At 68.0% G+C, this 26,196-nt stretch carries 22 protein-coding genes; 10 read left to right on the top strand and 12 right to left on the bottom strand.

Annotated features, from left to right (window positions below; genetic code table 11):
- The first annotated feature begins 50 nt into the window (after nt 1-50).
- Nucleotides 51-1,085, top strand: a complete 1,035-nt coding sequence (locus AC1DKD_RS13815; RefSeq protein WP_441634494.1) for a GlxA family transcriptional regulator — start codon at nt 51-53, stop codon at nt 1,083-1,085.
- 53 nt (nt 1,086-1,138) lie between these two features.
- On the opposite strand, the gene htpX is transcribed toward AC1DKD_RS13815, so the two are convergent.
- From htpX to AC1DKD_RS13800, 3 genes are all read right to left on the bottom strand, one after another.
- A complete protein-coding gene (gene htpX / locus AC1DKD_RS13810; RefSeq protein WP_045242287.1) occupies nt 1,139-2,017 on the bottom strand; it encodes a protease HtpX in 879 nt (292 codons plus the stop codon).
- Between the two features lie 397 nt (nt 2,018-2,414).
- Nucleotides 2,415-4,139, bottom strand: a complete 1,725-nt coding sequence (locus AC1DKD_RS13805; RefSeq protein ID WP_441634489.1) for an NAD(P)-binding protein — start codon at nt 4,137-4,139, stop codon at nt 2,415-2,417.
- A 27-nt stretch (nt 4,140-4,166) separates the two neighbouring features.
- The gene (locus AC1DKD_RS13800; RefSeq protein WP_441634487.1) at nt 4,167-5,678 is read right to left on the bottom strand and encodes a polyamine aminopropyltransferase; all 1,512 of its coding nucleotides are present in this window, start codon (nt 5,676-5,678) and stop codon (nt 4,167-4,169) included.
- Nucleotides 5,679-5,897: 219 nt separating this feature from the next.
- Here AC1DKD_RS13800 and AC1DKD_RS13795 point away from each other — a divergent pair, with 219 nt between their 5' ends.
- From AC1DKD_RS13795 to AC1DKD_RS13760, 8 genes are all read left to right on the top strand, one after another.
- Entirely contained in the window at nt 5,898-6,284 is a 387-nt protein-coding gene (locus tag AC1DKD_RS13795; RefSeq protein ID WP_441634485.1) for a DUF350 domain-containing protein, read from the top strand.
- Between the two features lie 45 nt (nt 6,285-6,329).
- Entirely contained in the window at nt 6,330-7,361 is a 1,032-nt protein-coding gene (locus tag AC1DKD_RS13790; RefSeq protein ID WP_276290777.1) for an SPFH domain-containing protein, read from the top strand.
- 13 nt (nt 7,362-7,374) lie between these two features.
- Nucleotides 7,375-8,886 (top strand): DUF4178 domain-containing protein, encoded by a 1,512-nt coding sequence (locus AC1DKD_RS13785; protein WP_477102467.1) that lies wholly within the window; start codon nt 7,375-7,377, stop codon nt 8,884-8,886.
- A 6-nt stretch (nt 8,887-8,892) separates the two neighbouring features.
- A complete protein-coding gene (locus AC1DKD_RS13780; protein ID WP_441637182.1) occupies nt 8,893-9,063 on the top strand; it encodes a hypothetical protein in 171 nt (56 codons plus the stop codon).
- A 10-nt stretch (nt 9,064-9,073) separates the two neighbouring features.
- On the top strand, nt 9,074-9,451 hold the full coding sequence (speD, locus tag AC1DKD_RS13775; protein WP_441637180.1) for an adenosylmethionine decarboxylase: 378 nt from the start codon (nt 9,074-9,076) through the stop codon (nt 9,449-9,451).
- Nucleotides 9,452-9,568: 117 nt separating this feature from the next.
- Nucleotides 9,569-10,009: a Cd(II)/Pb(II)-responsive transcriptional regulator gene (locus AC1DKD_RS13770; RefSeq protein ID WP_045242294.1), complete on the top strand. Its 441-nt coding sequence runs from the start codon at nt 9,569-9,571 to the stop codon at nt 10,007-10,009.
- Between the two features lie 519 nt (nt 10,010-10,528).
- Nucleotides 10,529-10,948 (top strand): nucleoside diphosphate kinase regulator, encoded by a 420-nt coding sequence (gene rnk / locus AC1DKD_RS13765; RefSeq protein WP_441637178.1) that lies wholly within the window; start codon nt 10,529-10,531, stop codon nt 10,946-10,948.
- A 419-nt stretch (nt 10,949-11,367) separates the two neighbouring features.
- Nucleotides 11,368-11,718 carry a hypothetical protein gene (locus AC1DKD_RS13760; RefSeq protein WP_441637176.1) on the top strand — a complete coding sequence of 117 codons (351 nt, stop codon included), beginning with the start codon at nt 11,368-11,370 and terminating at the stop codon, nt 11,716-11,718.
- A gap of 234 nt (nt 11,719-11,952) precedes the next feature.
- On the opposite strand, the gene AC1DKD_RS13755 is transcribed toward AC1DKD_RS13760, so the two are convergent.
- The 8 genes from AC1DKD_RS13755 to gcl form a co-directional block, all read right to left on the bottom strand.
- The gene (locus AC1DKD_RS13755; protein WP_441637174.1) at nt 11,953-15,051 is read right to left on the bottom strand and encodes an efflux RND transporter permease subunit; all 3,099 of its coding nucleotides are present in this window, start codon (nt 15,049-15,051) and stop codon (nt 11,953-11,955) included.
- Nucleotides 15,052-15,194: 143 nt separating this feature from the next.
- A complete protein-coding gene (locus AC1DKD_RS13750; RefSeq protein WP_477102468.1) occupies nt 15,195-15,950 on the bottom strand; it encodes a TetR/AcrR family transcriptional regulator in 756 nt (251 codons plus the stop codon).
- A gap of 123 nt (nt 15,951-16,073) precedes the next feature.
- A complete protein-coding gene (gene ypfJ, locus AC1DKD_RS13745; protein WP_441636852.1) occupies nt 16,074-16,967 on the bottom strand; it encodes a KPN_02809 family neutral zinc metallopeptidase in 894 nt (297 codons plus the stop codon).
- 101 nt (nt 16,968-17,068) lie between these two features.
- Nucleotides 17,069-18,547 (bottom strand): pyruvate kinase, encoded by a 1,479-nt coding sequence (gene pyk, locus AC1DKD_RS13740; RefSeq protein ID WP_035873150.1) that lies wholly within the window; start codon nt 18,545-18,547, stop codon nt 17,069-17,071.
- 62 nt (nt 18,548-18,609) lie between these two features.
- Entirely contained in the window at nt 18,610-19,923 is a 1,314-nt protein-coding gene (locus AC1DKD_RS13735; protein WP_441636850.1) for a glycerate kinase type-2 family protein, read from the bottom strand.
- A gap of 89 nt (nt 19,924-20,012) precedes the next feature.
- Complete coding sequence (gene glxR / locus AC1DKD_RS13730; protein ID WP_441636848.1) at nt 20,013-20,939, bottom strand: 2-hydroxy-3-oxopropionate reductase; 927 nt, start codon at nt 20,937-20,939, stop codon at nt 20,013-20,015.
- Between the two features lie 52 nt (nt 20,940-20,991).
- A complete protein-coding gene (gene hyi / locus AC1DKD_RS13725) occupies nt 20,992-21,774 on the bottom strand; it encodes a hydroxypyruvate isomerase (protein ID WP_441636846.1) in 783 nt (260 codons plus the stop codon).
- A 130-nt stretch (nt 21,775-21,904) separates the two neighbouring features.
- Nucleotides 21,905-23,680, bottom strand: coding sequence for a glyoxylate carboligase (gene gcl, locus AC1DKD_RS13720; RefSeq protein ID WP_477111206.1), 1,776 nt, complete (start codon nt 23,678-23,680; stop codon nt 21,905-21,907).
- A gap of 358 nt (nt 23,681-24,038) precedes the next feature.
- On the opposite strand from gcl, the gene AC1DKD_RS13715 reads away from it, so the two are divergent.
- Nucleotides 24,039-24,989, top strand: coding sequence for a hypothetical protein (locus tag AC1DKD_RS13715; RefSeq protein ID WP_441636842.1), 951 nt, complete (start codon nt 24,039-24,041; stop codon nt 24,987-24,989).
- On the opposite strand, the gene AC1DKD_RS13710 is transcribed toward AC1DKD_RS13715, so the two are convergent.
- Nucleotides 24,974-26,185, bottom strand: coding sequence for a M20 aminoacylase family protein (locus AC1DKD_RS13710; RefSeq protein WP_441636840.1), 1,212 nt, complete (start codon nt 26,183-26,185; stop codon nt 24,974-24,976). The two genes, AC1DKD_RS13715 and AC1DKD_RS13710, sit on opposite strands and share 16 nt — an antisense overlap.
- Nucleotides 26,186-26,196 lie beyond the last annotated feature (11 nt).

The following is a 26,196-nucleotide window of genomic DNA, read 5'->3' as shown; positions in this document are numbered from 1 at the left end:
GTATGATCGGCGGCTGGCACGCATACACACTCTCGTCGAGACCATCATCCATGCCATCCAGCCCTCCCTTGCCATCCGACCCGCCGCGCATCGTGGTGCTGGTCGCGCCGGACCCCGCGCAGGAGCTTGACGTCACCGGCCCCAGCGCCGTGTTCGGCCATGCCAACCGGCTCGACGGACGGCGCTCGCCCGCCTACGAGATCCGCATCGCCAGCGTGCGCGACGACGGCCTGGTGTGCACCGAGAGCGGCATCCGGCTGCTGGCGGATGCGCCGTATCACCGCATCGGCGAGATGCTGTCAGGCCCGATCGATACCTTGCTGATCGCCGGCGGCTCGGGCCATGCGGCGGCGGCCGAGGACGAGCGGCTGATCGGCTGGATCCGCGAGCAGGCGCCGCGCGTGCGCCGCCTGGGCGCGGTCTGCACCGGCGCTTTCGTGCTGGCGCGCACCGGCCTGCTCGACAGCCATCGCGCCACCACCCACTGGCGCCACGCCGCGCGCCTGGCGCAGCGCCATCCGCTGGTGCAGGTGGACCCGGACCCGATCTGGATTCGCGCCGGCCAGTTGTACACATCGGCCGGCGTCACCGCGGGCATGGACCTGGCGCTGGCGCTGGTGGAGGACGATCTAGGCCACGCCGCATCGCTGGCTGTCGCGCGCGAGCTGGTGCTGTTCCTGCGCCGGCCCGGCAGCCAGGCGCAGTTCTCCACCTTGCTGCAGGCGCAGAGCGCGCAGAGTCCGGAATTACGTGAATTGCAGGGCTGGATGGCGGAGCACCTGGCGCGCGACCTGTCGGTGCCCGTGCTGGCGGAGCGCGTGGCGATGAGCCCGCGCAACTTCGCGCGCGTGTTCGCGCGGCAGGTCGGCGAGACACCGGCGCGCTACGTCGAGCGGCTGCGGGTGGAGGCGGTGCGGCGCATGCTGGAAGAGGACGGGCGGCGGCTGGAAGGCATCGCCCATGCCACCGGCTTTGCCAATGCCGACGTCATGCGGCAGGCGTTCCAGCGGCATGTGCAGACCACGCCGGAGCGGTACCGGGCGGCGTTCAGGACCAGGCCGGCGGAGCGGGGGGAGGTTGCGTAGCGGTGGCTTCCCCCCTCTCCCACCAAGTGGCAGAGGGGGCGGACGAAAGGCGCTTAGCCCTTGGCCTGCAACGCAGCAATCCGCTCCTCGATCGGCGGGTGGCTGGAGAACAGCGACAGCCATGACTTGCCGCCGGCGATCCCCATGGCCTGCATGTTCTGCGGCAGGCCGTCCGGCTCCAGTCCGCCCAGGCGGCGCAGCGCCGCCACCATCGGCGTCGGGCTGCCCATCAGCCTGGCCGCGCCGGCATCGGCACGGTATTCGCGGTGGCGCGAGAAGGTAGCCACGATGATGCTGGCCAGGATGCCGAACACGATCTCGCACACCACCACCGTGATCATGTAGCCGATGCCGGGGCCGCTCGATTCCTCATCGTTCTTGCGCAGCATCGAATCCACGAAGTAGCCCACCACGCGCGCCAGGAAGATCACGAAGGTGTTGACCACGCCCTGGATCAGCGTGAGCGTGACCATGTCGCCGTTGGCGATGTGGGCCACCTCATGCGCCAGCACGGCTTCCACTTCGTCATGCGACATGGTCTGCAGCAGGCCGGTGGAGACCGCCACCAGCGAGTTCTTCTTGGTGGCGCCGGTGGCGAAGGCGTTGGCCTCGCCTTCATAGATGGCGACTTCCGGCATCGGCAGGCCGGCGCGGTCGGCCAGTTTCTGCACGGTCTGCACCAGCCATAGTTCGGTGCTGTTGCCGGGGTGGGTGATGACCTGCGCGCCGGTGGACCACTTGGCGATGGTCTTGGACATCAGCAGCGAAATAAAGGAGCCACCGAAGCCCATCAGCGCGGCAAAGACCAGCAGCATGCCGAGGTTGAGCCCGTTGCTGGTCAGGAAGCGGTTCACGCCCAGCAGGCTGGCGGTGAAGCTGAGGACAAGCATGACGGCGAGGTTGGTCGCCAGGAATAGGAGGACGCGTTTCATGTTTTGATGTGAGGAAGTGATCGATACAGTGGGGAAACCAGGCGCGCGCATTGCGGTCATCGCGGGCACGCCGGGTGCTCACGGCCAACGGAAAAATCGCAAGGGCGAACAACGAGTGCGCGCAAGACCAGCTTGCGCGCGGGGAGAGCATCAGGCGCTGGGTGGGCGCTGCTGGAGAGGAAGGTCGGGGTCGGGCAATGCGCCGGCGCGGTGTGTGGGCGCGCCGCTACCGGCGAGCCCGGCGACAAAGCGCAGGGGCGAGGCCGGCAACAGGGATTCGGCCAGGTCGGCGCCGTTTGGGATCGCTCGATATGGGGATTCGACACGAATCCGTGGCGAGAATTCTACAGGATGCGGCATTGCCACATGTAGTACCGCAAGCATCACATCCGGACACTTAGCCGAGGATTTTTTGCGCGGCGCGGGTTCCCCACCAGGCCGCTTCCTCGAACACTGAAACGCCGGACAGGTCGGCGTGGGCGAACAGGACGCGCCCATCGGCAGCGCGCAGCGCCGCTGCGCCTGCGTTGCCGAGAAAGCCGGTGCGCGGCGAGGCCATGGCATGCCCGCGCACGGTGATCTCCACCGCGTCGGCGTGGCGCCAGAAGGCGCGCCCGTAAGCCGTGCGCAGGTCGGTGGTGGCATAGTCCATCAGTTCGGCGGGGCTGGCCTCCGCCAGCCAGCGGCGGGTGTCGGCGAGCGGGCGCGGTGCCGCGCCCGGGTCGGCGGCAGCGTCGAGCGGGCAGTAGGCGGTGAACACCGTGGCCGCCGGCATCGCTTGCCGGATCAGCTGATGGGTGCTCACCACATAGCCCAGCCCGCGCCCGCCGTGCACCACGTTGTCCCAGGCCAGCGGTACGCCGGCTGCCTCCGGCGGGAAGCCGCGCAGGCGGAAGCTCGACACCATCCACGACGCGCTGGGCGGCAGGTGGCGCGCCGGGTCGAATCCGAATTCACGCAGCGGCGCCACACGGGCGGCCACATGCAGCGGCATGGCGCAGATCACGCGGCGCGCACGGATGCGGTAGAGGCGCGGCGGCCGGGCGCCCACGCCGTCCGGCCACCAGGCGCACAGTACCGAGACCTCCCGGCCTTGCTCCCGTACCTGCAAGGCCATGCCGGGGCGGCGCCAGGGCTGCGCGCTGGCCTGTTGCCCCGCGCCGCGGTGCGCATCGATCCGCGCCGAGAGCCGCGTCACCAGCGCATGCAGCCCGTCGGGCCAGGTCAGCACGGCGCCGTCGGCGGCATCGCTCGCATGGCCCGCGCGGCTGGCGAAGTAATACAGGCCGGCCCAGGCGGAGATCAGTTCGTGGCCCGCGCCGTAGTCGTCGCGGCAGCAGTAGTCCACATACGTATGCAGGGTGGGCGACGTATAGCCTTCGGCCAGCATCCATTGCCGCATGCTTTGCCGGTCCAGCGCGGTCCAGGCCGGATCCTGCGAGGCCAGCGCCAGCGGAATGGCGAAGGCCTTGCGTCCATCGCTGCCGCGCGCGGCCTTGAGCTGCTCGACGCGGGCCAGGAAGCGTGCGTGCTGCGCGGCCTCCTCGTCCGGCACGGCATCGCTGGGCAGCAGGCCGTCGTGCCATTTGCCGTCGAAGAGCAGGCGCTCGTCGGGCGCATGCACCAGCGCGCGCTCGTCGAACTCCGGCCGCGCGGCGAAGGGGTCGCGCCGGATCACGCCGGTATCCGCCAGCATCTCGCGGATATGCGTCGATTCGGGCGAGGGCAGCGGCAGGTAGTGCGCGCCGCGCGGGAAGGCCAGGTCGGCGCCGAAATTGCCGCCCGCCGCATTGCCGCCGAACTCCGGCCCGTCCACCAGCACGAAATCCTTCAGCCCGCCGCGCGCCAGCTGCCACGCCGCGCTGAGCCCGGCCACGCCGCCGCCGAGGATGGCAACGTCGGTCACGATCTCGTCCTGCGCGGGTACGGCCGACGGCCAGCTGGCGGCATCGCGCAGCGCATGGCCTTCGGCCATGCCGGGGCGCAACACGACGGGCGCGGGCTCGCGCAGGCCGACGCCCGCCAGGAAGCGGCTGGCATCGTCGCCCAGCCGGTCGCAGCCGGAGAGCAAGCCCAGGCCGGCCGTGCCGGCGCCGGCGATCAGGAAGCGGCGGCGGTCCATTCGGGCTCCCCGTGCAGGCAACGGCAATCAGCGAATGACATTGCGCCAGTCCTGCTCGAAATCATGCACCAGCGTCTGCTCGTTGAGCCGGTTCGCGCGCGCCTCGCGCGGCGCCATGTCGGCGGGGAAGCGGAACATCAGCGCGGTGCTGTCGGCGTCGAGGAACCTGAGCGGCACGCTGTAGCGCGTCGGCGGCGTGTAGTCGGCGCGCTTGGCCGCCAGGATGAAGCCCCACTCGCCGAAGGACGGCACGTAGGCGTGGTAAGGCCAGGTATGCAGGCCCGCTTCGCGCAGCGTGGCGTCGATATCCCAGAACGAGCGCGGCGCGAAGTAGGGCGACGTGGACTGCACCACCGCATAGCCCTTCTCGGCGAGATGGTGCGACATCAGCTTGTACATCGGCACCGAGTACAGCTTGCCGAGCCCGAAGTTGGACGGGTCGGGCAGGTCGACGATGATGGCGTCGAACATCTCGTTGTGCTGTTCCATCCATTGCGCGGCATCGGCATTGACCACCTGCACGCGCGCATCCTTGAGCGAGCCCTGGTTCAGCGCCACCAGCGGTTCGCTGCGCGAGAACAGCGTGGTCATGGCCGGGTCGAGGTCGACCAGCGTGACGTGCTCGATATTCCTGTGCTTGAGGATCTCGCGTACCGCCAGCCCGTCGCCGCCGCCGATCACCAGCACGCGGCGCGCCCAGGGCAGCGCTTGCAGCACCGGATGCACCAAAGCCTCGTGGTAGCGATGCTCGTCGCGCGAGGAGAATTGCAGGTTGCCGTTGATATAGAGGCGCAGGTCATCCTTCCAGCGCGTGATCACCAGGCGCTGGTACGGCGTGCTTTCGCTGTGGATGATCTCGTCGCCGAACATGCCGCGCTCCGCCCAGTGCGTGAGCCGCCCGGAAGCCAGGAAGCCGCCGGCCAGCAGCACCAGCACCAGCGAGGCACGCAGCATGCGCGACATGACCGGCTTGAGTTCGTCGCGGAAGATGTGGATGGTGGCCAGCGCCACGCCGGCATTGAGCATGCCGAACAGGAAGCCGGTGCGCGACAGGCCCAGGCGCGGCGCCAGCACCAGCGGGAACACCAGCGAGACCGCCAGCGCCCCGAGGTAGTCGAAGGTAAGCACGCGGCTGACCAGTTCGCTGAAAGCGGTGCGGCGTGTGTTGAGCACGCGCATGACCAGCGGGATCTCCATGCCCACCAGCACGCCGAGCACGAACACCATGGCGTAGAGCGCGGTGCGAAAGGGTGCCGACAGCCACGCGAACACCACGAACAGCAGCGCGGCGGAGATGCCGCCGAGCAGTCCGATCAGGATCTCGATATCGATGAAGCGCGCCAGCACGTCTTCGTCCTTCACATAGCGCGACAGCCAGGAGCCTACGCCCATGGCGAACAGGTAGCAGCCGATGATGGAAGAGAACTGGAGGATGGAATCGCCCAGCAGGTAGCTGGACAGGGCGCCGGCGATCAGCTCGTAGCCGAGCCCGCAGGACGCCACGATCAACACCGAAAGAACAAGGGTACGGTCGCGCATCAGGTAATCAGTCGGGTCGGCGGTCGGGATCGGATGGGCAGGGGAGGGAGGGGAGCAGGCGAGCCGCGATACAGGATCGGCCTGGCACGCTGTAAATTGTTGTCATTGCTGGAAATGGACAACGATATACTTGAGCGCCGGCGCGGCAGCGTAGCCGGCAAGATACTGCCAAAAGTTGAACCGGAACACAGTCGTGGAACCCGCCGGAGAATAACAACGATGCAAGCCATCTACGCCTACGTGCTGCACTTGCTGGCTGGCCTTGCCCTGCTGGCAGTGTTCGTCGGAGTCTACACCAGGATCACGCCCTTTCGCGAGTTCGCGCTGATCCGCCAGGGCAACCTCGCGGCGGCGCTGTCGCTGTCGGGAGCGATGATCGGTTTTTGCTTTACGCTGTCGTCCAGCATCCAGCACAACGACACCTTCCTGATGTTCCTGGTGTGGTCGGTGGGCGCGATGCTGGTCCAGGCGCTGGCCTACGCCGGGCTGACGCGCGCGCTGCCCGACATGGACACCGCGATCGAGTCGAACAATATCGGCATGGGCGGGCTGATGGGCGCCATCTCGGTGACGGTCGGGGCGATCAACGCCGCGTGCCTGTCCTGACTGGCCGGATTTGCTGGGAATTTGCTGAGAACTTTGGGGATCGCCATGAGCATCGGATCGTTCATCAAGAAGCAGTTTATCGACATCCTCCAATGGACCGAGGACAGCGACGGCGTACTCGCCTGGCGCTACCCGATGGAGGATATGGAAATCCAGTACGGCGGCAGCCTGACCGTGCGCGAGTCGCAGATGGCGGTGTTCGTCAACGAAGGCAAGATCGCCGACGTGTTCGGGCCCGGCATGCACAAGCTCACCACGCAGACGCTGCCGGTGCTGACCTACCTGAAGAACTGGGACAAGCTGTTCGAGTCGCCCTTCAAGTCGGACGTCTACTTCTTCAGCACCCGCCTGCAGATCGGCCGCAAGTGGGGCACCGCCCAGCCCATCACCATCCGCGACGCCGATTTCGGCATGGTGCGGCTGCGTGCCTTCGGCCTGTACTCGTACAAGATCGCCGATGCTGCCAGGTTCTACACGGAGATCAGCGGCACGCGCGCGGAGTACACCCGCGACGAGGTGGAAGAGCAGCTGCGCAACCTGCTGATCGCCACCATGACGTCCACGCTGGGCGGCGCCTCGGTGCCGTTCCTCGACATGGCCGCCAACCAGGCGCTGATGTCGCAGACCATCCGCGACAAGCTGGCGCCGGAGTTCGAGCGCTATGGCGTGGCGCTGGATAATTTCGCGGTGACCAATGTGTCGCTGCCGGAGGAACTGCAGAAGGCCATCGACACCCGCATCTCGATGGGCATGATGGGCGATATGGCGAAGTACACGCAGTACCAGGTCGCCACCTCGATCCCGCTGGCCGCGCAGAACGAAGGCGGCGTGGCCGGGCTGGGCGCCAGCCTGGCGGCCGGCGCGGTGATGGGCCAGGCAATGGCGGGCGGGCTTGGCGCCGCCGCTGGCGTACAGCCCGCCGCGCCCGCTGCGGCGGCTGCGGTTCCGGCTGCGGCACCCGCGGACGATCCCGCCGCGCGGCTGCAGAAGCTCAAGGACCTGCTCGACAAGAGCCTGATCTCCCAGGCCGACTTCGATACCGCCAAGGCCGAGATCCTGAAGAAGCTGGTCGGCTGAGCGTAGCGGACGCATGCAAGAAATCAATTGCCCAAGTTGCGGCGCGCCGGCGGCCTTTCGCTCGTCGGCCGCCGTGATGGTGGTGTGCGAGTACTGCCACAGCACGCTGCTCAAGGACGCCGACACGGTCAGGGACATCGGCAAGATGTCCGCCGTGCTGGAGGACTACACGCCGCTGCAGCTCCATACCTCGGGCCAGTGGGATGGCCAGGGCTTCACGCTGGTCGGCCGCATCCAGCTGCGCTACGACGCCGGGCTGTGGAACGAGTGGTATGTGCTGTTCGACGACGGCAGCGACGGCTGGCTGGCCGATGCCTCCGGCCAGTACATGCTGACCCGGCGCGTCACGGCCGAGCAATCCGCCGCCCAGCTCAACGGCGTGACGCTGCCGCGCCATGACCAGCTCACGCCGGGCACGCCCCTGTACTTCGACAAGCATCGCTACCTGGCCAGCGATGTGCGCAGCGCGCGCTGCACCGGTGGCCAGGGCGAACTGCCGTTCACGGTCGGCGCGGGCTGGACCGCGCAGGTGGCGGACTTCCGCGACGAGGGCCGTTTCCTGACGCTCGACTACGCCGACGGCGATCCGCCGGCCATCTATACCGGCCAGGCGGTCAAGCTCGACCAGCTCAAGTGCCAGCTGCTGCGCGAGACCGACCAGATCGCCGGCACCGCCGACCGCTATCGGGGCAAGGCCGTGCCGCTGGCCTGCCCGGGCTGTGGCGGCGCCATCGCCTACCGCGCGGGCGTGGCCAGCTTCGTGGTCTGCCCGAGTTGCCACAGCGAGATCGATTGCACCACCTCGACCGCGCTGGTGCTGGAGAAGCAGCGCGAGCTGGATGCGCTGCGGACCAGCCTGGCGCCGGGCGATACCGGCAGCATCGACGGCAAGCCCTACACGGTGCTGGGGCTGATGCAATGCACCGACAACGACGAGGACGAAGCCTCCACCTGGGTCGAGTACCTGCTGTTCAACGAGCAGCGCGGCCTGATGTGGCTGGTCGAACAGGACAGCGGCTGGGACCGGGTCGAGGTGCTCGACACCTGGCCGCGCATGGTGTCCGGTACCGCCGCGAGCTACCAGGGCCAGACCTTCCAGCAGGGCTACGACTACCAGAGCGAGGTGCTGTACGCGGCCGGCACCTTCAACTGGCACGTCAAGGTGGGCGACACTACGCGCCTGACCGAGTTCGGCAAGCCCGCGCGCCGGCTCACGCGCGAGACTTCCGATACAGAGATCGTCTGGACCTTGTCCACCACCGTGCCGCGCTCCCAGGTCGCGCTGTGGTTCAAGTCCAGCCCCGGGCTGGCCGAGGCGGCCCGGGCCTCGCCCGGCACGCGCGCGGGCAGCACCGATGACCTCGCTTTTTGCCGCAAGAGCGCCAAGGTCTACGCCATCCTCCTCGCGATCCTCAACGTGCCGGTGGCCCTTGTCACCGACCGCGGATGGTTCACCATCGTCGTCGGCTTCCTGCTGCTGTGGGCGCCGATCTGGCTGGTCCAGCGCTGGGCCGGAAAGGACTAAGACAGCGTGCGTCTGCTTTACCTCGTCTACGGCATCATCGTGCTGTTCGGCACGACCTTCTTCAACATCGGCGATACCGGCCGCTCGGGCTCTTCCTCGGGCTATAGCAGTGCGCGCGGCTGGAGTGGCGGCTCTTCCGGCTCCAGCGGCTGGTCCTCCGGCGGCGGACACAAGTGAGCGCGCAGGCATGAATGCGCCGGCGTTACCCTGTCCGGCCGTGCTCGGCCACCACCTGCTGGCCGACCTGCAAGGCGTGGCCAGCGAACTGCTGGCCGATGCCGCCCTGGTCGAGCGCGTGCTTTACCAGGCGGCGCAGGCCGCCGGCGCCACCGTGGTCGATGCGCGCTTCCGGCATTTCGGGCCGGGCCTTGGCGTGACCGGGGTGTTGCTGCTCAAAGAATCGCATATCAGCATCCATACCTGGCCGGAATACGGCTTTGCCGCCGTGGATGTCTTCATGTGCGGCGCCGCCCGGCCCGAACTGGCGGTGGAAGTGGTGCGCGCGGCCTTCGCGCCGCGTGCGCTCACCTTGCGCGACCAGGCACGAGGACCGGCCCCGGCCTGAGCCGCTGCGTCCAGCTTCCAGAGAGCTGGCAAGACCCGCCCCCGTGGTCTACACTGCATACGACCCTGTAATTACTACGGGGATTTTGCTTGGGTGCAGGAGTGATCTGGAGTCGGCATGCGTATCGGTGAATTGGCAAAACACAGCAGTTGCGACGTGGAAACCATCCGCTACTACGAGCGCGAAGGGCTGCTTGACGCACCCCAGCGCGAGGACAACGGCTATCGCCGCTATGGCGACAGCCATCTGCTGCAGCTCAATTTCGTGCGCCACTGCCGCTCGCTGGGCATGAGCCTGTCCGACGTCCGGCGCCTGCGCGACTTCGAGCGGGATCCGACACTCGCCTGCGACGACATCAACGCCCTGCTGGATCGCCAGATCGAGCAGATCCATGCGCAGCGCGTTGCGCTCGAGGCCCTGGAGGGCCAATTGCGGGCGCTGCGCCACACCTGCGACCAGCCCCATCCGGCCAGCGAGTGCGGCATCCTGCAGAACCTGCAGCAGGCCGCGGCCGGCGCCGCCTGCGAATGCCATCCGCATGCCGTGGATCAAGGCTAGGGTTGCGCCCCGGTGCTGAACGGTGCCGGCTATGCTACGATTCCTCAACTTGCCGCGCACCAAGCTGGTGAAAAGCGCGGCGGCACGGTCCCGCGACGAGACATTTGAGTGAGCCATTGCTCTCATCGATCCCACCGCGTGGCGCGCTTTCCCGAATTTCCATCCAATAGTTGCCGCACGTAAATGACGCTTAGCTGCCTGTCGCTGACCGCTGTCGAGCTTGCCCGTATCGGGCAGGCCGGCGCGTCCGCGCGCGTAGCGCAGGCGCCGCGCGCGCAAGCCACACAGGCTATTGCCTGCCGCCGGATCAGCGCACCGCTTGATCCTGCCCGGTTCCCAGCCTGACGTTCCCCCCAACGCAGGCAAGCGCCGAACCGGGCCGAGTCACTCCCTGTTCGCGGTTTTCCCGCCGTTCCTGACGGCCCCTTATTCCATGACCTAGCAGTGCCCGGAGCCGATCCATGACGGATCGCTCCAGCCGCCCTGGGTCGCCGCATCGCCACTTAGCGAGGATTCATCATGACGGCTTCGTCCAAGCAACAACCGACCCTTTACCTTACCGAGCTCGACGTAACCCGCCTCGAGCGCATTGCCGGGCGTGCCGGCGCCGCCCCGCTGGCCGAGATGCTCGACAGCATCCTGGAGCGCGCCGCCATCGTGCCGGCCGATGCCATTCCGAAGGATGTCGTCACCATGAACTCCAGCATGCTGTGCGTGCTGGAAGGCGAGGCCACGCCGCGCCGCTGGACCCTGGTGTATCCGGACACCGCGGATTTCGACGAGGGCCGGCTGTCGGTGCTGTCGCCGATCGGCCGCGTCCTGCTGGGGGCGCGCGCCGGCCAGACCGTGAGCTACCGCCTGCCGGACGGACGCGAGCAAAGCGTCACGGTGGTCGAATTGTCGTTCCAGCCCGAGGCCAACGGCCAGTACACCGTTTAAGGCCGCAGCAGGCACATTCAGGGCATCTCACGTGCGCTTTCAGGACGCCGATCGCGGCGTCCTCGCGCGCCGCAGGCAGCGTTGCGCACACCGGTCCCACGAGCGCCCGCGCGCACCGTTGCCCGGCGCTAGACGGCCTCCAGCCTGGGCTGGCAGGCTATCGCACCGCGCGCCAGGCGCTTGCGCCACGCCGTTTCCACGTCCCGGCTGCGCCATCCGGCGGCCAATCCGCGCCGTTCGTCCGCACTTCCAGCGTTTCACGACTCGCAACGCACCATTCGTCGCAGTGGTATTTCTCCTTGCGCGCCCAGCCACTAATCTTCAGTCCGTGCTCGCATAGCAACATAGATTGCCAAAGAGCAGCAAGTAACTGCGGCTTAAAACAAAAGCGACAAAACAATCAGTTGAAGGAGTCCCAAATGAATGCCAAACGCATCCTGGGCAGCGCGTTAGCAGTGCTTTTGGTGGCCGGATCGGCCGCGGCACTGGCGGCCCCCGCCACCAGCAAGGTCGGCAAGTTCGACGTCTATGCCGATGCGTTGCGCACCGGCAAGTTCGATCCGTTCGTTGACGGCGCCAAGCAAGGCAAGTTCGATACGTTCTCCGACGGCGCCCGCGCCGGCAAGTACGACCCGTACACCGACGGCGCCAAGCAAGGCAAGTTCGACACGTTCACCGATGGCGCGCGCGCCTTCAGTGGCGAAATCTCTGCCAGCTCGCTGGATAATTCGCGCTCCGGCGACGGATCGCTGTACGGCTATAAGGTCTGATCCAGACCTCGTGTTACCAGGCGGCCACTTAGGTGGCCGCCTCGGTTATGCACCTGTTTTCCCGCTTTATCTCCCACCTGCCCGGCTGACCTCCTCCTCCTTCTCTCTCCCGCCGGGTGGGTGATTTTTACCCGCCGCTCCCGCTGTACCTCCCGCTGTACATTCAATCCCTCCGGCCGTCCCGCAGTTCATCCCACCTTATTCCATAACGCCTCAAAGGCTGGCGCGCGCCCGTCATTCCCGCTCGCGCCGGGGACGCCGGCGCCCGATCAGGACATAGAGCAAGGGGACCGCCAGCGCGCCGATCACGGTCGCGCCAAGCATGCCGCCCAGCACCCCGGTGCCGACCGCGCCCTGCGCCGCCGCACCCGCTCCCGTGCTGATCGCCAGCGGCACCACGCCCAGGATAAAGGCCAGCGATGTCATCACCACCGGACGCAGCCGCTGCCGGGCGGCCTGGCTGGCAGCTTCGACCAGCCCCATGCCGCCGCGGCGCAACTGCTCGGCGTACTCCACCACCAGGATGGCGTTCTTGGCCGCCAGCCCCATGATCACGATCCCGCCCACCTTGAAGTAGACGTCGTTCGGCATCCCGCGCAGCCAGATCGCCGCCAGCGCGCCAAGCAGGCCGGCGGGCACGATCAACAGCACCGCCAGCGGCAGGGTCCAGTTTTCATAGAGCGCCACCAGGCACAGGAAGATGAACAGCAACGACAAGGCGAACAGCCAGGGCGCCTGCGCGCCGCTTTGCTGCTGCTCGAAGGCGCGCCCGGTCCAGCGCACGTCATAGGTGCCGCCCAGTTCGCGGACCATGGCCGTGAGCCGCTCCATCGCCGTGCCGGTGCTGTGGCCCGGCACCACGTCGGCGTTGATGCGCACCGAGGGGAGTCCGCTGAACCGCTCCAGCGTGGCTTCACCCTTGCCCCACACCAGTTCGGCGAAGGCGCCGAGCGAGACCATGCCGCCGCGCTCGTTGCGTACGTGCACGCGCGACAAGTGGGCGGGGTTCATCCGGTAAGGCGCGTCGGCCTGCAGGATCACCCGGCGGATACGGCCTTCGCGCGCCACTTCGTCGACGTAGCGCGAGCCCAGCGTGGCGGAAAGCGCATGGTGGATGGCCTCGGGCTCCACGCCGAAGCTGCGCGCGCGCTCGTAGTCGATGCGCAGGTCCAGCGCCGGCGCGGGCTGCGCCGTGGTGGCACGGACCTCGCCGAGCGCGGGTTCGTCCCTGGCCGCGGCAAGCAGCTTGTCGCGGGCGGCGAAGAGCGCCTCGCGTCCGGTGCCGGGCTGCGCGACCAGCCGCATGTCGAGGCCGCCGGTGCTGCCCAGTTCGGGCAAGGTAGCGCCGCCATAAGCGTAGAGCTGCGCGCGTCCCCGGCCTGGCCAGTCCTCAAGCGCAGCCGTCATCCTCGCCAGTAGCACGTCAGCGCGCTCCCCGGCACCGCGCCGCTCCCAGTCTTGCAGTGCCAGGTACAGGCTGGCGCGCTGTTCGCCGCTGCCGGAATTGCTCCAGCCCAGCACGGCAAAGGTGGAGCGCACCGGATACTTGCCGTCCTGCAGCCACTTCTCCAGCGCCGCCACGGTTGTGCGCGTCTCCTCCTGGGTGGAGCCTGCCGGCAGTTCCACATCGATCACAATCTCGCCCGTGTCCTCGTCCGGCAGGAAGCCGGCGGGGATCTGCCATATCAGCACGCCGCCAGCGACCGCCAGCGCCAGGTAGATGCCCAGCCAGCGCAGGCGGCGGCGCTGCAGCGCCTGCACCCATCCGGCATAGCGCGCGGTAAATGCCGTGAAACCGCGCTCGAACCACGCCAGCGGCCCGCGCACCGGATGCGGCGCATGGCGCAACAGGCTGGCGCACATGGCTGGCGCCAGCGAGAGCGCGAAGAACAGCGAGAAGGCAATGGAGATCGCCAGCGTGATGGCGAAATGCCGGTAGATCACGCCGACCGCGCTGCCCATGAACGCCATCGGCACGAAGACCGCGCACAGCACCAGCGTGACCGCCAGCAGCGCGCCCGACACCTCGCGCATCGAGCGGGCCGCCGCTTCCATCGCACCCACGCCTTCCTCGCGCATGATCCGCTCGACGTTTTCCACCACCACGATGGCGTCGTCCACCAGGATGCCGATCGCCAGCACCACGCCGAACAGCGTGATCACGTTCAGCGAGAGGCCGAACGCGTACAGGCAGGCGACGGTGCCAAGCAGCGACACCGGCACCACGATCACCGGGATCAGCGTGGCGCGCAGGTTGCCCAGGAACAGGTAGAGGATCAGGAAGACCAGCACCGTAGCTTCGCCCAGCGTGGTCAGCACGCGCCAGATGGAACGCTCGACGAACTGCGCGCTGTCGGACGAGATCTCATAGCGCACGCCCGCCGGAAAACTGCGCGCGGCTTCATCGAGCGCCGCGCGCACGGTGCGCGAAGTGGCCAGCACATTGGCGCCATCGGCCAGCTTGAGGCCGATCGAAGCCGCGACCTGGCCATCGTGGCGCGAGCCGTAGCGGTAGTCGCTGGCGCCCAGTTCCACCCGTGCCACGTCGCGCAGCCGCACCAGCGAGGCGTCGCTGCCGCCGCGCACCACGATGCGCTCGAACGCTTCCGGATCGCTCAGCGGCCGGGGCGGGCGCACCAGCGCCTGGAAGGGCTGGCCCGGCACCGCCGGCGCGCTGCCAAGCTGGCCGGGCGTGACATCGCCGTTGCGCGCCCTGATGCCCTGCTCCACGTCCGCGGCGGTGAGGCCGTAGGCGTTGAGCTTGTCCGGATCGAACCAGATGCGCAAGGCGTACTCGGATCCATAAGGCTCGGCCTTGCCGATGCCGGGCAGGCGGCGCAGCATCGGCAGCAGCGAGCCGGCGGCGAAATCGCCCAGCGCGGTTTCGTCGAGCTGGCCGCCATCGGAGACGAGCGAGACATACATGAAGGGGCTGCTGCTGGCCTGGTCCACAAAGATGCCGCCGCGGCGCACCGCTTCCGGCAACAGCGGTTCGGCCTGCATGACGCGGTTGCGCACATTGACCTGCGCCAGCTGCGCGTCGGTGCCCTGGCGGAAACCCAGCGTGATGGTGGCGGCGCCGCCCTCGCTGCTGGCATCGAGGTAGAGCAGGCCGGGGATGCCATGCATCTGCTGCTCCAGCACGGCGGTCACGGCGTCCTCCACGGTGCGTGCCGAAGCGCCGGCATAGTCGGCATAGACGATCACGGTGGGCGGCGCCACCGCCGGATACTGGGCGATGGGAATGCGCGTGAGGGCAATCAGGCCCGCCACCATGGTGAGGATGGCAATGACCCACGCGAAGGCGGGCCGGCGAAGGAAGAAGGACGCCATGACAGATTCGGTTATCTGGCACCGGCGCGACAGCGGGCCGCGGATCCGGTGCGATGGAACGTGGGACGGCGCGCTAACTGTACGGATAGCGCCGTGAGGCGAAACAGCAGGAGGGGGGAGGGTTGCCGTGGGGTCCGGCGACCCTAATGGGCAGGCAGCGCGAAACCACGCAACAGTGCTGCCAGCAACACCCGCTGGCGATGCGCCAGCGGCCGCCGGTTCTCGCGCGGCAGGTGCTCGAAAGTGATGTCGAGCGCGGCCAGCCCGTGAACGGCGGTCCACAGCGCGTCGGTGACGTCGCCGGCGTCATGCCCGGCATCGATCAGCGCGGCGGCCTGCTGGTCGCGCACGCAAGCCAGCAGCACGGCGGCCACCGGGTCCTCGGGGAAACGCTCGCGCCAGCGCTGGTCGATCGCGCGTTCGGCGTCGGCCGGCAGGCCCATCATCATCATCAGGTGATAGCTGTGGCGATGGGCCAGGGCCCACGCCACGTAAGCGTCCAGCACCGCCGGCAGGACCTCGGCGGCCGTGCGGGCGGCGGCCCGGGCCTCGGCCAGCGCGGCCGCCAGCCGTACCCAGTCCTGCGCGCACACCTCGAACAGGAGTGCGGTCTTGTCTTCGAAATGCCGGTAGATGGCGGCGGCGCTATAACCGCAGCGCTCGCCGATGCGGCGCAGCGTGACCCCGGCGAAGCCAGCCTCCGCGAACAGCGCGCGGGCGGCGTTGAAGAAGGCCTCGCGCACGCTCTCGCGGCGCTGCGCGGCACCAGCCGCACGTGCCGCGGGCGGCCGCACAGGCACGCCGGCGCGCGCGGCAAGCGGCACGGCTGGCGTGCTGCCGGACGGCACGGCGGCGGGCTGGGCTTGCAGGCTGGGTTGCGGCGGGCGGGCGGAGGGCATGGCCGCGATTATAAACAATCAGTCACTTTGTGAACAATGTTTACACAACGGATCAGGCACTTTTCCTTTCCCCGCCCTGGTGGGGGGGCGGGCTTCCGGCCGGTCAATGCGGACGCGCGGGGCTCAGAGTTGCCGGGCCGCGAAGGTATCGCACTTGCGGATGTCGCCGGTAGTCAGTCCCTGGCGCAGCCAGCGCGTGCGCTGCTCGCTGGTGCCGTGGGTGAACGCTTCGGGGACGACATAGCCCTGGGCCTGCTTCTGCAGCCGGTCGTCGCCGATGGCGGCGGCGGCCTTGAGGCCTTCTTCGATATCGCCGGGTTCCAGCAGTTGCTGGTTCATGCGTTCCGCGGTGGCGGCCCACACGCCGGCCAGGCAATCGGCCTGCAACTCCACGCGCACCGACAACTGATTGGCCTGCGCCTCGCCCATGCGGCGGCGCGCGGCGTCGACCTTGCCGGACACGCCGAGCAGGTTCTGCACGTGGTGGCCGATTTCGTGGGCGATCACATACGCCTGGGCAAAGTCGCCGCCGGCGCCGAAGCGGCGGCGCAGTTCATCGTAGAAGGCCAGGTCGATATAGACCTTCTGGTCGCCCGGGCAGTAGAAGGGCCCCATGGCCGACTCGCCGGTGCCGCAGGCGGTGGGCGTGGCGCCGGAGAACAGCACCAGCGTGGGCGGCGCGTAGCGGCGGTTGAGGTCAGTCTCGAAAATATGCGACCAGGTGCGCTCGGTGTTGCCCAGCACCTTGCGCACGAACACCGTCATCTGGTCGTTGGCGGGCGGATGGCTGGGCACATGCTGCTGCTGCGGCGCCTGTTGCTGCGAACCCTGCAGCACCGAGGCGCCCTGCATGATCACGGAAGGATCGATGCCGAAGAAATACGACGCCGCCAGCGCCACCAGGATGGTGCCGATGCCGAGCGTCTTGGGCCCCACGCCGAAGCCGCCGAAACCGCCGGAACCCTCTCCCCGGCGGTCTTCTACATTCTGGCTTTCGGCTTCGTCATCGAGACGCATGGTGGCTCCGCATTGCTGGTTGATCGCTGCGGCCGGACAGTGGCCACAGTGTGTCGATCAGTATAGCAACGGCGTTGGCGCCGGCGCATGCGTGTGGTGTATCAGGCCGTAACCGCCGGCACCGTGCTGCCGGCGCCAAGCGCAAGCGCCTTGCCCGGCTCCGTGCCGCCGATCTCGGCCACCCGCAGCAGGTTCGTGGTGCCGCCCTGGCCGAACGGCATGCCAGCCGCGATGGTGATCTGGTCGCCCGGCGCGGCATAGCCTTCGGCCAGCGCGGCGCGGGTGGCCGCGTTCACCATCTCGTCGACGCTTTGCACATCGGGGCTGACGGTGGAATGCACGCCCCAGGCAAGCGCCAGCCGCCGCGCGATCTCCAGGTTCGGCGTGATGCTGACGATGGGCGCGTGCGGCCGCTCGCGCGCCGCGCGCAGCGCAGTGGAGCCCGACGAGGTGTAGGTCACGGTGGCGGCCGCGCCGATGATCTGCGTGACTTCGCGCAACGCGGCGCAGATCGCGTCCTGCCGGGTGGACAGCGGTGCTTCGTGCTGCGCGTCCAGCAGGTTGCGATAGAGCGGATCGCGCTCCACCTCGGCGATGATGCGGTCCATGATCGCCACCGCCGGTACCGGGTGGCGGCCGTTGGCCGATTCCGCCGACAGCATCACCGCATCGGCGCCGTCATAGATGGCGCTGGCCACATCGGAGGCTTCGGCGCGCGTGGGCACCGGCGAATCGATCATCGATTCCAGCATCTGCGTGGCGATGACGATGGGTTTGCCGTGCTGACGGCAGATGCGCAGGATGCGCTTCTGCACGCCCGGCACGCGCTCCGGCGGCAGCTCCACGCCGAGGTCGCCGCGCGCCACCATCACCGCATCGGAGACGCGCACGATTTCTTCCAGCTGTTGCAGCGCGGCGGGCTTCTCGATCTTGGACAGCACACCGGCGCGGGTGCCGATGATCTCGCGCGCTTCCACGATGTCGGCCGGACGCTGCACGAAGGACAGCGCGATCCAGTCGGCGCCGAGTTCCAGCGCGAAGTCGAGGTCCTTGCGATCCTTCTCGGTCAGCGCGGGGATCGGGATCACCGCGTCGGGCACGTTGACGCCCTTGCGATCGGAAAGCGTCCCGTGGTTCACCACGCGCGTGACGATGCTGCCGCTGGCCACCGACTCGATCTTCAGCTGCACCTTGCCGTCGTCGATCAGCAGCGACTGTCCCGGCGCCGCAACGCGGAACAGCTCGGGATGCGGCAGGTGCACGCGGGTAGCATCGCCCGGGCCGGGATCGCTGTCGAGCACGAACACGTCGCCGGCCTTGACCGCGACCTTGCCCGCGGCAAAGGTGCCGATGCGCAGCTTGGGCCCCTGCAGGTCGGCCAGCACGGCGATGGGGCGGCCGGTCTCGGCTTCGACCTGGCGCACGGCATCGTAGCGGCGCTTGTGGTCGTCGTGGGAGCCGTGGCTGAAGTTGAGGCGGAACACATCGGCCCCTGCCTCGAACAGCTGCCGGATCACCTCGATATCGGTGCTGGCCGGTCCGAGCGTGGCAACGATCTTGGCTTTGCGCTGGCGTCTCATTTTGTCTCCTCTTCCAATCTCGGGTGGCGCGCCCAGGGCGCGCCCTTGTTCAATCACGTGGCTTACACAATCAGGATGGCGCGGAAATCGTTCACGTTGGTACGGGTCGGGCCGGTGACGATGAGGTCGTCCAGGCCGGCGAAGAAACCGTAGCCATCGTTGTTGCCCAGGTGCGCGCGCGCAGACAGTCCGCGTGCCGCGGCACGGTTCAGCGTATCGGGCGCGAGCAACGCACCGGCGTTGTCTTCGGAGCCATCGATGCCGTCGGTGTCGCAGGCAATGGCATGCACACCCGGCAGGCCGTCCAGCGCGACGGCGAGCGCCAGCAGGAATTCGGCATTGCGCCCGCCGCGGCCGCTGCCGCGCACGGTCACCGTGGTTTCGCCGCCGGACAGGATCACGCAGGGCTTCCTGAACGGCTGGCCGTGCTGCGCGACCTGCCGCGCGATGGCGGCATGCACCAGCGCCACGTCGCGCGATTCGCCTTCCATGCTGTCGGACAGGATGTGCGCCTCGAAGCCAAGTTCGCGCGCACGCGCCGCCGCCGCTGCCAGCGATTGCTGCGCGGTGGCAAGCGTGGCGCTGCGATGGCCGTCGAAACGCGCGTCGCCAGGCTTGGGCGTTTCGCCCGCGCCGCTCTCCAGATGCGCGCGCACATTGGCCGGTACCTCGATGCCGTACTTGGCGATCACCGCCAGCGCGTCGGCGCAGGTGGTGGCGTCGGGCAGCGTCGGGCCGCTGGCGATCAGCGTGGGATCGTCACCGGGAATATCGGAAATCAAAAGGGTCTCGACGCGTGCCGGCGCACAGTGCAACGCCAGCCGGCCGCCCTTGAGCGCCGACAGGTGCTTGCGCACGCAATTCATCTCGCCGATGTTGGCGCCGCTCTTGAGCAGCGCGCGGCTTACGGCCTGCTTGTCGGCGAGCGTGATGCCGGGCGCGGGCGCGGCCAGCAGCGCGGAGCCGCCGCCGGAGATCAGGCACAGCACCAGGTCGTCGGCGGTGAGGCCCCTGACCAGTTCCACCATGCGCTGCGCGGCGCGCTGGCCGGCTTCATCGGGCACCGGGTGCGCGGCTTCCACGACCTCGATGCGGCGGCACGCCGCGCCGTGTCCATAGCGCGTCACCACCAGCCCCGACAGTTCACCTTGCCAGTGCGTCTCGACCGCCTGCGCCATCGCGGCGGCCGCCTTGCCCGCACCGATTACGACCGTGCGGCCCTTGGGCGGCGGCGGCAGTTGCGGCGGCAGGCAATGGCTGGCGCTGACGGCGGCGACCGCGGTATCGAACAGGTCACGCAGCAACGCGCGTGGATCGGAAAGACCGGCCGGGCGCTGGGGCACCCGCAGGGCGGAGTGGGAATCGGTGGCTAGCATGACGGAATCCGGAAGTGCTGCTTCCCCGGCCGTGCGTGGCCGGGGAATGATGCTGGCCTGCCAGGGCAGGCCATGATGGTGCTGCTGGCTTACTTGGCGCCGCCCTTGGCGATCTCATGGTTGGACATGATCTCGATGGCGCGGCACAGCGCCGAGTGGTCCTGCTTGGCCCAACCGTTGGCGGCGCAGGTGTTGAACAGCTCTTGCGCGGTGGCGGTGTTCGGCAGCGCCACGCCCAGCGCCTTGGCGCCTTGCAGGGCAAGGTTCAGGTCCTTCTGGTGCAGCTCGATGCGGAAGCCCGGATCGAAGGTACGCTTGACCATGCGCTCGCCGTGCACTTCCAGGATGCGCGAAGCCGCGAAGCCGCCCATCAGCGCCTGGCGCACGCGCGCCGGATCGGCGCCTGCCTTGGAGGCGAACAGCAGCGCTTCGGATACGGCCTGGATGTTCAGCGCCACGATGATCTGGTTGGCCACCTTGGTGGTCTGGCCGTCGCCGTTGCCGCCGACCAGCGTCACGTTCTTGCCCAGCAGGTCGAACAGCGGCTTGACCTCGTCGAACGACTCTTGCGGACCGCCCACCATGATGGTCAGCGATGCCGCCTTGGCGCCCACTTCGCCGCCTGAAACCGGCGCGTCCAGGTAGGCGGCGCCCAGCTTGTTGATGCGCGCGGCGAAGTCCTTGGTGGCGATCGGCGAGATCGAGCTCATGTCGACCACGATCTTCCCGTGCGCAGCTTCCTTGCCGGCAGCCTTGAGCGCGGCGGCCACGCCCTTTTCGGCAAACAGCACGGCTTCCACGTGCGGGGTGTCCGGCACCATGATCACGATGATGTCCGCCCGCTTGGCGACTTCCTCGGCGCTGGTGCAGACGGTGACGCCGGCATCGACCAGTGCCTGCGGCGCCGGGTTGACGTCGTGCACGAACAGCGTGTGCCCGGCAGCGCGCAGGTGGCCCGCCATCGGCGCGCCCATGATGCCCAGGCCGATGAATCCGACGTTGCGTTGGTTTGCCATGTGATGTCTCCTTGATGCGATCGTTGAATGTTTGTGGGTTTACTGGTTCTGCTTACTGCACGCCGTGTTCCGCGCGCCAGCCCAGGCCTTCGGTGGTGGTCGTGCGCGGCTTGTACTCGCAGCCGACCCAGCCGCCATAGCCGATCTCGTCAAGCCACTTGAACAGGAAGTGATAATTCAGCTCGCCGGTGCCCGGCTCGTTGCGGCCCGGGTTGTCGGCCAGCTGCACGTGCTTGATCTTCGGAAGATGCGCTTTCAGCGTGGCGGCGATTTCGCCCTCCATGCGCTGCATGTGATAGATGTCGTACTGCACGTAGAGGTTGGGCGCGTTGACCTGTTCGATCAGGTCCAGCGCCTGCTGCGTGCGCGACAGGAAGAAGCCGGGAATATCGAAGGTGTTGATCGGCTCGACCAGCAGATCGATCTGCTCGGCGGCGAGCGCCTGCGACGCGAAGCGCAGGTTTTCCACCAGCGTTTCCTGCGCCTGCTCGCGCTTGATGTTCTGCGGCTGGATGCCGACCAGGCAGTTCAGCTGGCGCACACCCAGCACCTTGGCGTACTTGATCGCTTCGCCCACGCCGTCCTGGAACTCGCCCACGCGGTCCGGGTGGCAGGCGATGCCGCGTTCGCCCGCTTCCCACTTGCCGGCCGGCAGGTTGTGCAGCACCAGGTCGAGCTGGAAGCGGTTGAGCCGGTCCGCGATCTGGTCAGCGTGGAAGGCGTACGGAAAGAGGAACTCCACGCCGCGGAAGCCCGCGCGCGCGGCGGCTTCGAAGCGGTCGAGGAAGGCCACTTCGTTGAACAGCATGGTCAGGTTGGCGGCAAGTTTTGGCATAGATGTCTCCGGGTGACTTGTCTTGTGGTTCCGCTCGCGCGGATGCGGTGATTGGGGGCGCGCTGATGCAGCGGTACTGATTTGCAGAAAGCGCGCGGGCTCATGGCCCGCGCTTGTCAGCCTGCGATGCTTACGCCGTTTCCACTTCTTCGCGGAGGATGGCTTCCTCGATGTCTTCGATCGGCTCGAACTCGTTGATGTTGTCGATCTCGGTGCCCATCGCGATATTGGTCACGCGTTCCAGGATCACCTCTACCACCACCGGCACCGAGAACTCGGCCATCAGGTCGCGGGCTTCGGCAAAGGCCGGTGCGATGTCCTCCGGCTTGAACACGCGGATCGCCTTGCAACCCAGGCCTTCCACAACCTTCACGTGGTCCACGCCGTAGCCGTTGAGTTCGGGCGAGTTGACGTTGTCGAAGGCGAGCTGCACGCAGTAGTCCATCTCGAAATTGCGCTGCGCCTGGCGGATCAGCCCGAGGTAGGAATTGTTCACCACCAGGTGGATGTACGGCACCTTGAACTGCGCGGCCACAGCCAGCTCTTCGATCATGAACTGGAAGTCGTAGTCGCCCGAGATGGCCACCACATCCGATTGCGGCGAGGCCACCTTCACGCCGATCGCGGCGGGAATGGTCCAGCCCAGCGGGCCGGCCTGGCCGCAGTTGATCCAGTGGCGCGGCTCGTTGACGGAGAGGAACTGCGCGGCGGCGATCTGCGACAGGCCGATGGTGGACACGTAACGCACATCGCGCGGGAAGTACTGGTTCATCTCGCGGTACACGCGCTGCGGCTTGACCGGCACGTTGTCGAAGTCGCTCTTGCGCTGCATGGTGCGGCGGCGCTTCTGCACATCCGCCACCCAGCTCTTGCGGCACGGCAGGCGGCCGGCCATCTTCATTTCACGCGCCACTTCCACGAACTGTTCCAGCGCGGCCTTGGCGTCGGAGACGATGCCCAGGTCCGGGCCGAACACGCGGCCGATCTGGGTGGGCTCGATATCCACGTGCACGAACTTGCGGCCCTTGGTGTAGACCTCGACGCTGCCCGTGTGGCGGTTGGCCCAGCGGTTGCCGATGCCGAGCACGAAGTCCGAGGCCAGCATCGTGGCGTTGCCGTAGCGGTGCGAAGTCTGCAGCCCGACCATGCCGGCTTGCAGCGGGTGGTCGTCGGGCAGCACGCCCCAGCCCATCAGCGTCGGGACCACCGGCACGTTGACCAGCTCGGCGAATTCCACCAGCAGCTCGGCCGCATCGGCGTTGATCACGCCGCCGCCGCACACGATCAGCGGGCGCTCGGCCGCGTTGAGCATGGCGATGGCCTTCTCGATCTGCGGGCGCGAGGCAACCGGCTTGTACGGGGCGAGCGGCTGGTAGGTTTCCGGATCGAACTCGATTTCGGCGACCTGCACGTCGAAGGGCAGGTCGATCAGCACCGGACCCGGACGGCCCGAGCGCATCAGGTGGAAGGCTTGCTGGAACACTTGCGGCACCAGCGCCGGCTCGCGCACGGTCACGGCCCACTTGGTCACCGGCTTGGCGATCGATTCGATATCGACGGCCTGGAAGTCCTCCTTGTACAAGCGGGCGCGCGGCGCCTGGCCGGTGATGCAGAGAATGGGAATGGAGTCAGCCCAGGCCGAGTACAGGCCGGTGATCATGTCGGTGCCGGCGGGACCCGAGGTGCCGATACACACGCCGATATTGCCGGCCTCCGCGCGGGTGTAGCCCTCGGCCATATGCGAGGCGCCTTCCACGTGGCGGGCCAGGAAATGGTCGATGGTGCCGGCACGGCGCATGGCCGAGTAGAACGGGTTGATGGCGGCGCCGGGCACGCCGAACGCGGTGGTGATACCTTCTTTTTCCAGCACGGCAATGGCCGCGTCGACTGCTCTCATCTTCGGCATGTCTGTCTCCAATCGTTGATGCGATGTTTTGTGAAAAGCTGTGAATTGCTGCGAATCACTGTTGGAGCCCATGCTATTCCCGCAAGCGGGTTGGGATAAAGGGAAGGGAGATCAGTTGATTCGATACCTGTGATATCGAATGCGGCCGCGGGGCACTGAAACCACCATTGCCGGACGGTGCCGGGCCCGCGCCATTGCCATACGTTGTGTGACGGCAACGATACGTGGGAATTTGCGGTAAAAGGCCTGCCCACGCCCCCGGCGCCCCCCCGTTTGGCACGCCAAATGGCGACAATGTGCGGGTATCGCGCCAGTGCTCTCGCACCGCGTGGAACCCTCCATTGCCAACCGAATCGCCATGCTGACCAGGCTCCCTCCCACCCGAGAGCTGCTCGACGCGCTCAAGCGGAAGCCGCCCGCCGTATCCGATACCGCCGGTTCGCCCGCGGCCGCCATGAACCTGGAGCGGCTGCAGCGCGGCCTGCTGGGGCTGTTCTGGGCTTGTTCGCTGGCCGCGCTGCTGGCGACCGGCGCGGTGCTGTACACCAGGTATCAGATCAGGCAGACGCCGGCGCCGTGGCAGGCGCGGCTGGTCTATTGCCTGCTGGGGGGCAGCGTGGCGGGACTGGCGGCGCTGCTGCTGACGCACCTGCCCGCGCTCGCGCGCAGGTTGCGCGATCCGCTGGGCCAGCTGGCCGACCAGGTCGACCGGCACGATGAGGCGGAGAGCGCGCTGCTGCGCGCACTGGCGCGGATACCGGCCCAGGGGCTGCGCGCGCGGGCCCGGCGCGTGCATGCGCAATTGCGGATGTGGGAAGGGATAACGAAGACGATCGGGCTGCTGCTGGCGGTGAGCCCGTTCGCGCTGGCGCTGGTCACCGGGCTGGTCGAACTGCCGCACAAGGGCGGCAGCCTGTTGCCGCTGCTGTCGCTGTACGGCATAGCCTTCGTGCCCGGCGCGGCGCTGACGCTTTTCCTGCAACTGCAGGTCAGCCGGCCGCTGCGGCGGCTTGCCTACGTGCTGGCCGAAGCGGCCGAGATCAGTTCGCAGCTGGGGCGGGCGCCCGTGCAGGGCGCCGGTGCGCCGGCGGCTGCCACGGCGGCAACCGTACCCGTTACAGCGCCAGCCCCCGCGGTACCGTCGCCGGCGCCTGTTCCACCGGAGGTCCGCGACGCGTGGACACCAGGGGATCCAGGCTCGGCTTCGTCCGCGGAACAGCGGGAGGCGATCGAGGCGGTGGAGGCGGTGGAGGCGGAGGCGGACAGCGCAGCAGCGGGTCCGCCCACGCTATCTCACGCGGTCAGGTAAGTCTGCGCCAGGCGGACCCAGCAGGCCGCGCCCAGCGGCAGCACCTGGTCGTTGAAGTCGTAGCCGGGGTTATGCACCATGCAACCGCCGAACTCGCCTTCGCCGTTGCCGAGGATCAGGTAGCAGCCCGGCACCTCGTTCAGCATCCACGCGAAGTCCTCGCTGCCATTCAGGCCCTTGGGCGCTTGCGTCACGACCTTGTCGGCGCCGACAAGGTCGCTGCAAACCTGCTGCGCCAGCTTGGTTTCGCTCTCCGTGTTGACCATCGGCGGCGTCAGCTGGCGGTAGTCGATGAGCGCTTCCACGCCATGCGCCTGCGCGGTGAGGCTGACGATCTCGCGGATGCGCTGCTCCACCAGCGCGCGCGTTTCCGGGCGCGCGGCGCGCACGTTCAGGCCCAGCGTGACCGATTCCGGAATCACGTTATGGGTCGCGCCGCCGCGGATAAAGCCCACCGACAGCACCGCGGTATCGTCCGGCGCCACGTTGCGCGCCACCACGGTCTGCAGCGCGGTGACAATGGCCGCCGACGCGGCGATCGGATCCCGCGCGCGGTGGGGCATGGCGCCGTGCCCGCCCACGCCCTTGATGGTCACGTCCGCCACGTCGGACGACAGGCTCACCGGGCCCGGCAGCACCCGGAAGCTGCCGGCCGGCACGCCGGGCATATTGTGCAGGGCGAAGACCGCATCGCACGGGAAGCGCTCGAACAAGCCGTCCTCGATCATGGCGCGCGCGCCGCACAGGTTTTCCTCGTCGGGCTGGAAGATCAGGTTGAGCGTGCCATCGAAGTCGCGGCTGTCGGCCAGCGCCTTGGCGGCGGCCAGCAGGATGGCGGTGTGGCCGTCGTGGCCGCAGGCGTGCATCTTGCCCTGGTTCTTGCTGGCATAAGGCAGGCCCGTGGCCTCGACGATCGGCAGCGCGTCCATGTCGGCGCGGATGCCCAGGCGGCGCTTGCCGTTGCCCACCTTGAGCTGCCCGACAACGCCGCTCTTGCCGATGCCGGTATGCACCTCGTAGCCCCAGCTTTCCAGCAAGGTGGCAACGAGCTTGCTGGTGGCGCCCACCTCGAAGCCGAGTTCGGGCCGGGCGTGGATCTGGCGGCGGATGCCGATAAAGGTGTCGGCGTCGATCTGGATCTGCGGCAGCAGGTGCGGCAGCAACTGGAAGGGAGTCAGGGTGGGTTCGCGGGTCATTCTGTATTCCT

The sequence above is a fragment of the Cupriavidus sp. 05T313 genome (assembly GCF_056396665.1).
The sequence above is the reverse complement of the archived record's forward strand: the minus strand, read 5'-3'. Positions and strand labels throughout refer to the sequence as shown.

Coding starts and splice junctions, on each gene's coding strand:
- AC1DKD_RS13815 (WP_441634494.1), top strand. CDS start 51: ATGCCATCCAGCCCTCCCTTGCCATCCGACCCGCCGCGCATCGTGGTG.
- htpX (WP_045242287.1), bottom strand. CDS start 2,017: ATGAAACGCGTCCTCCTATTCCTGGCGACCAACCTCGCCGTCATGCTT.
- AC1DKD_RS13805 (WP_441634489.1), bottom strand. CDS start 4,139: ATGGACCGCCGCCGCTTCCTGATCGCCGGCGCCGGCACGGCCGGCCTG.
- AC1DKD_RS13800 (WP_441634487.1), bottom strand. CDS start 5,678: ATGCGCGACCGTACCCTTGTTCTTTCGGTGTTGATCGTGGCGTCCTGC.
- AC1DKD_RS13795 (WP_441634485.1), top strand. CDS start 5,898: ATGCAAGCCATCTACGCCTACGTGCTGCACTTGCTGGCTGGCCTTGCC.
- AC1DKD_RS13790 (WP_276290777.1), top strand. CDS start 6,330: ATGAGCATCGGATCGTTCATCAAGAAGCAGTTTATCGACATCCTCCAA.
- AC1DKD_RS13785 (WP_477102467.1), top strand. CDS start 7,375: ATGCAAGAAATCAATTGCCCAAGTTGCGGCGCGCCGGCGGCCTTTCGC.
- speD (WP_441637180.1), top strand. CDS start 9,074: ATGAATGCGCCGGCGTTACCCTGTCCGGCCGTGCTCGGCCACCACCTG.
- AC1DKD_RS13770 (WP_045242294.1), top strand. CDS start 9,569: ATGCGTATCGGTGAATTGGCAAAACACAGCAGTTGCGACGTGGAAACC.
- rnk (WP_441637178.1), top strand. CDS start 10,529: ATGACGGCTTCGTCCAAGCAACAACCGACCCTTTACCTTACCGAGCTC.
- AC1DKD_RS13760 (WP_441637176.1), top strand. CDS start 11,368: ATGAATGCCAAACGCATCCTGGGCAGCGCGTTAGCAGTGCTTTTGGTG.
- AC1DKD_RS13755 (WP_441637174.1), bottom strand. CDS start 15,051: ATGGCGTCCTTCTTCCTTCGCCGGCCCGCCTTCGCGTGGGTCATTGCC.
- AC1DKD_RS13750 (WP_477102468.1), bottom strand. CDS start 15,950: ATGCCCTCCGCCCGCCCGCCGCAACCCAGCCTGCAAGCCCAGCCCGCC.
- ypfJ (WP_441636852.1), bottom strand. CDS start 16,967: ATGCGTCTCGATGACGAAGCCGAAAGCCAGAATGTAGAAGACCGCCGG.
- pyk (WP_035873150.1), bottom strand. CDS start 18,547: ATGAGACGCCAGCGCAAAGCCAAGATCGTTGCCACGCTCGGACCGGCC.
- AC1DKD_RS13735 (WP_441636850.1), bottom strand. CDS start 19,923: ATGCTAGCCACCGATTCCCACTCCGCCCTGCGGGTGCCCCAGCGCCCG.
- glxR (WP_441636848.1), bottom strand. CDS start 20,939: ATGGCAAACCAACGCAACGTCGGATTCATCGGCCTGGGCATCATGGGC.
- hyi (WP_441636846.1), bottom strand. CDS start 21,774: ATGCCAAAACTTGCCGCCAACCTGACCATGCTGTTCAACGAAGTGGCC.
- gcl (WP_477111206.1), bottom strand. CDS start 23,680: ATGCCGAAGATGAGAGCAGTCGACGCGGCCATTGCCGTGCTGGAAAAA.
- AC1DKD_RS13715 (WP_441636842.1), top strand. CDS start 24,039: ATGCTGACCAGGCTCCCTCCCACCCGAGAGCTGCTCGACGCGCTCAAG.
- AC1DKD_RS13710 (WP_441636840.1), bottom strand. CDS start 26,185: ATGACCCGCGAACCCACCCTGACTCCCTTCCAGTTGCTGCCGCACCTG.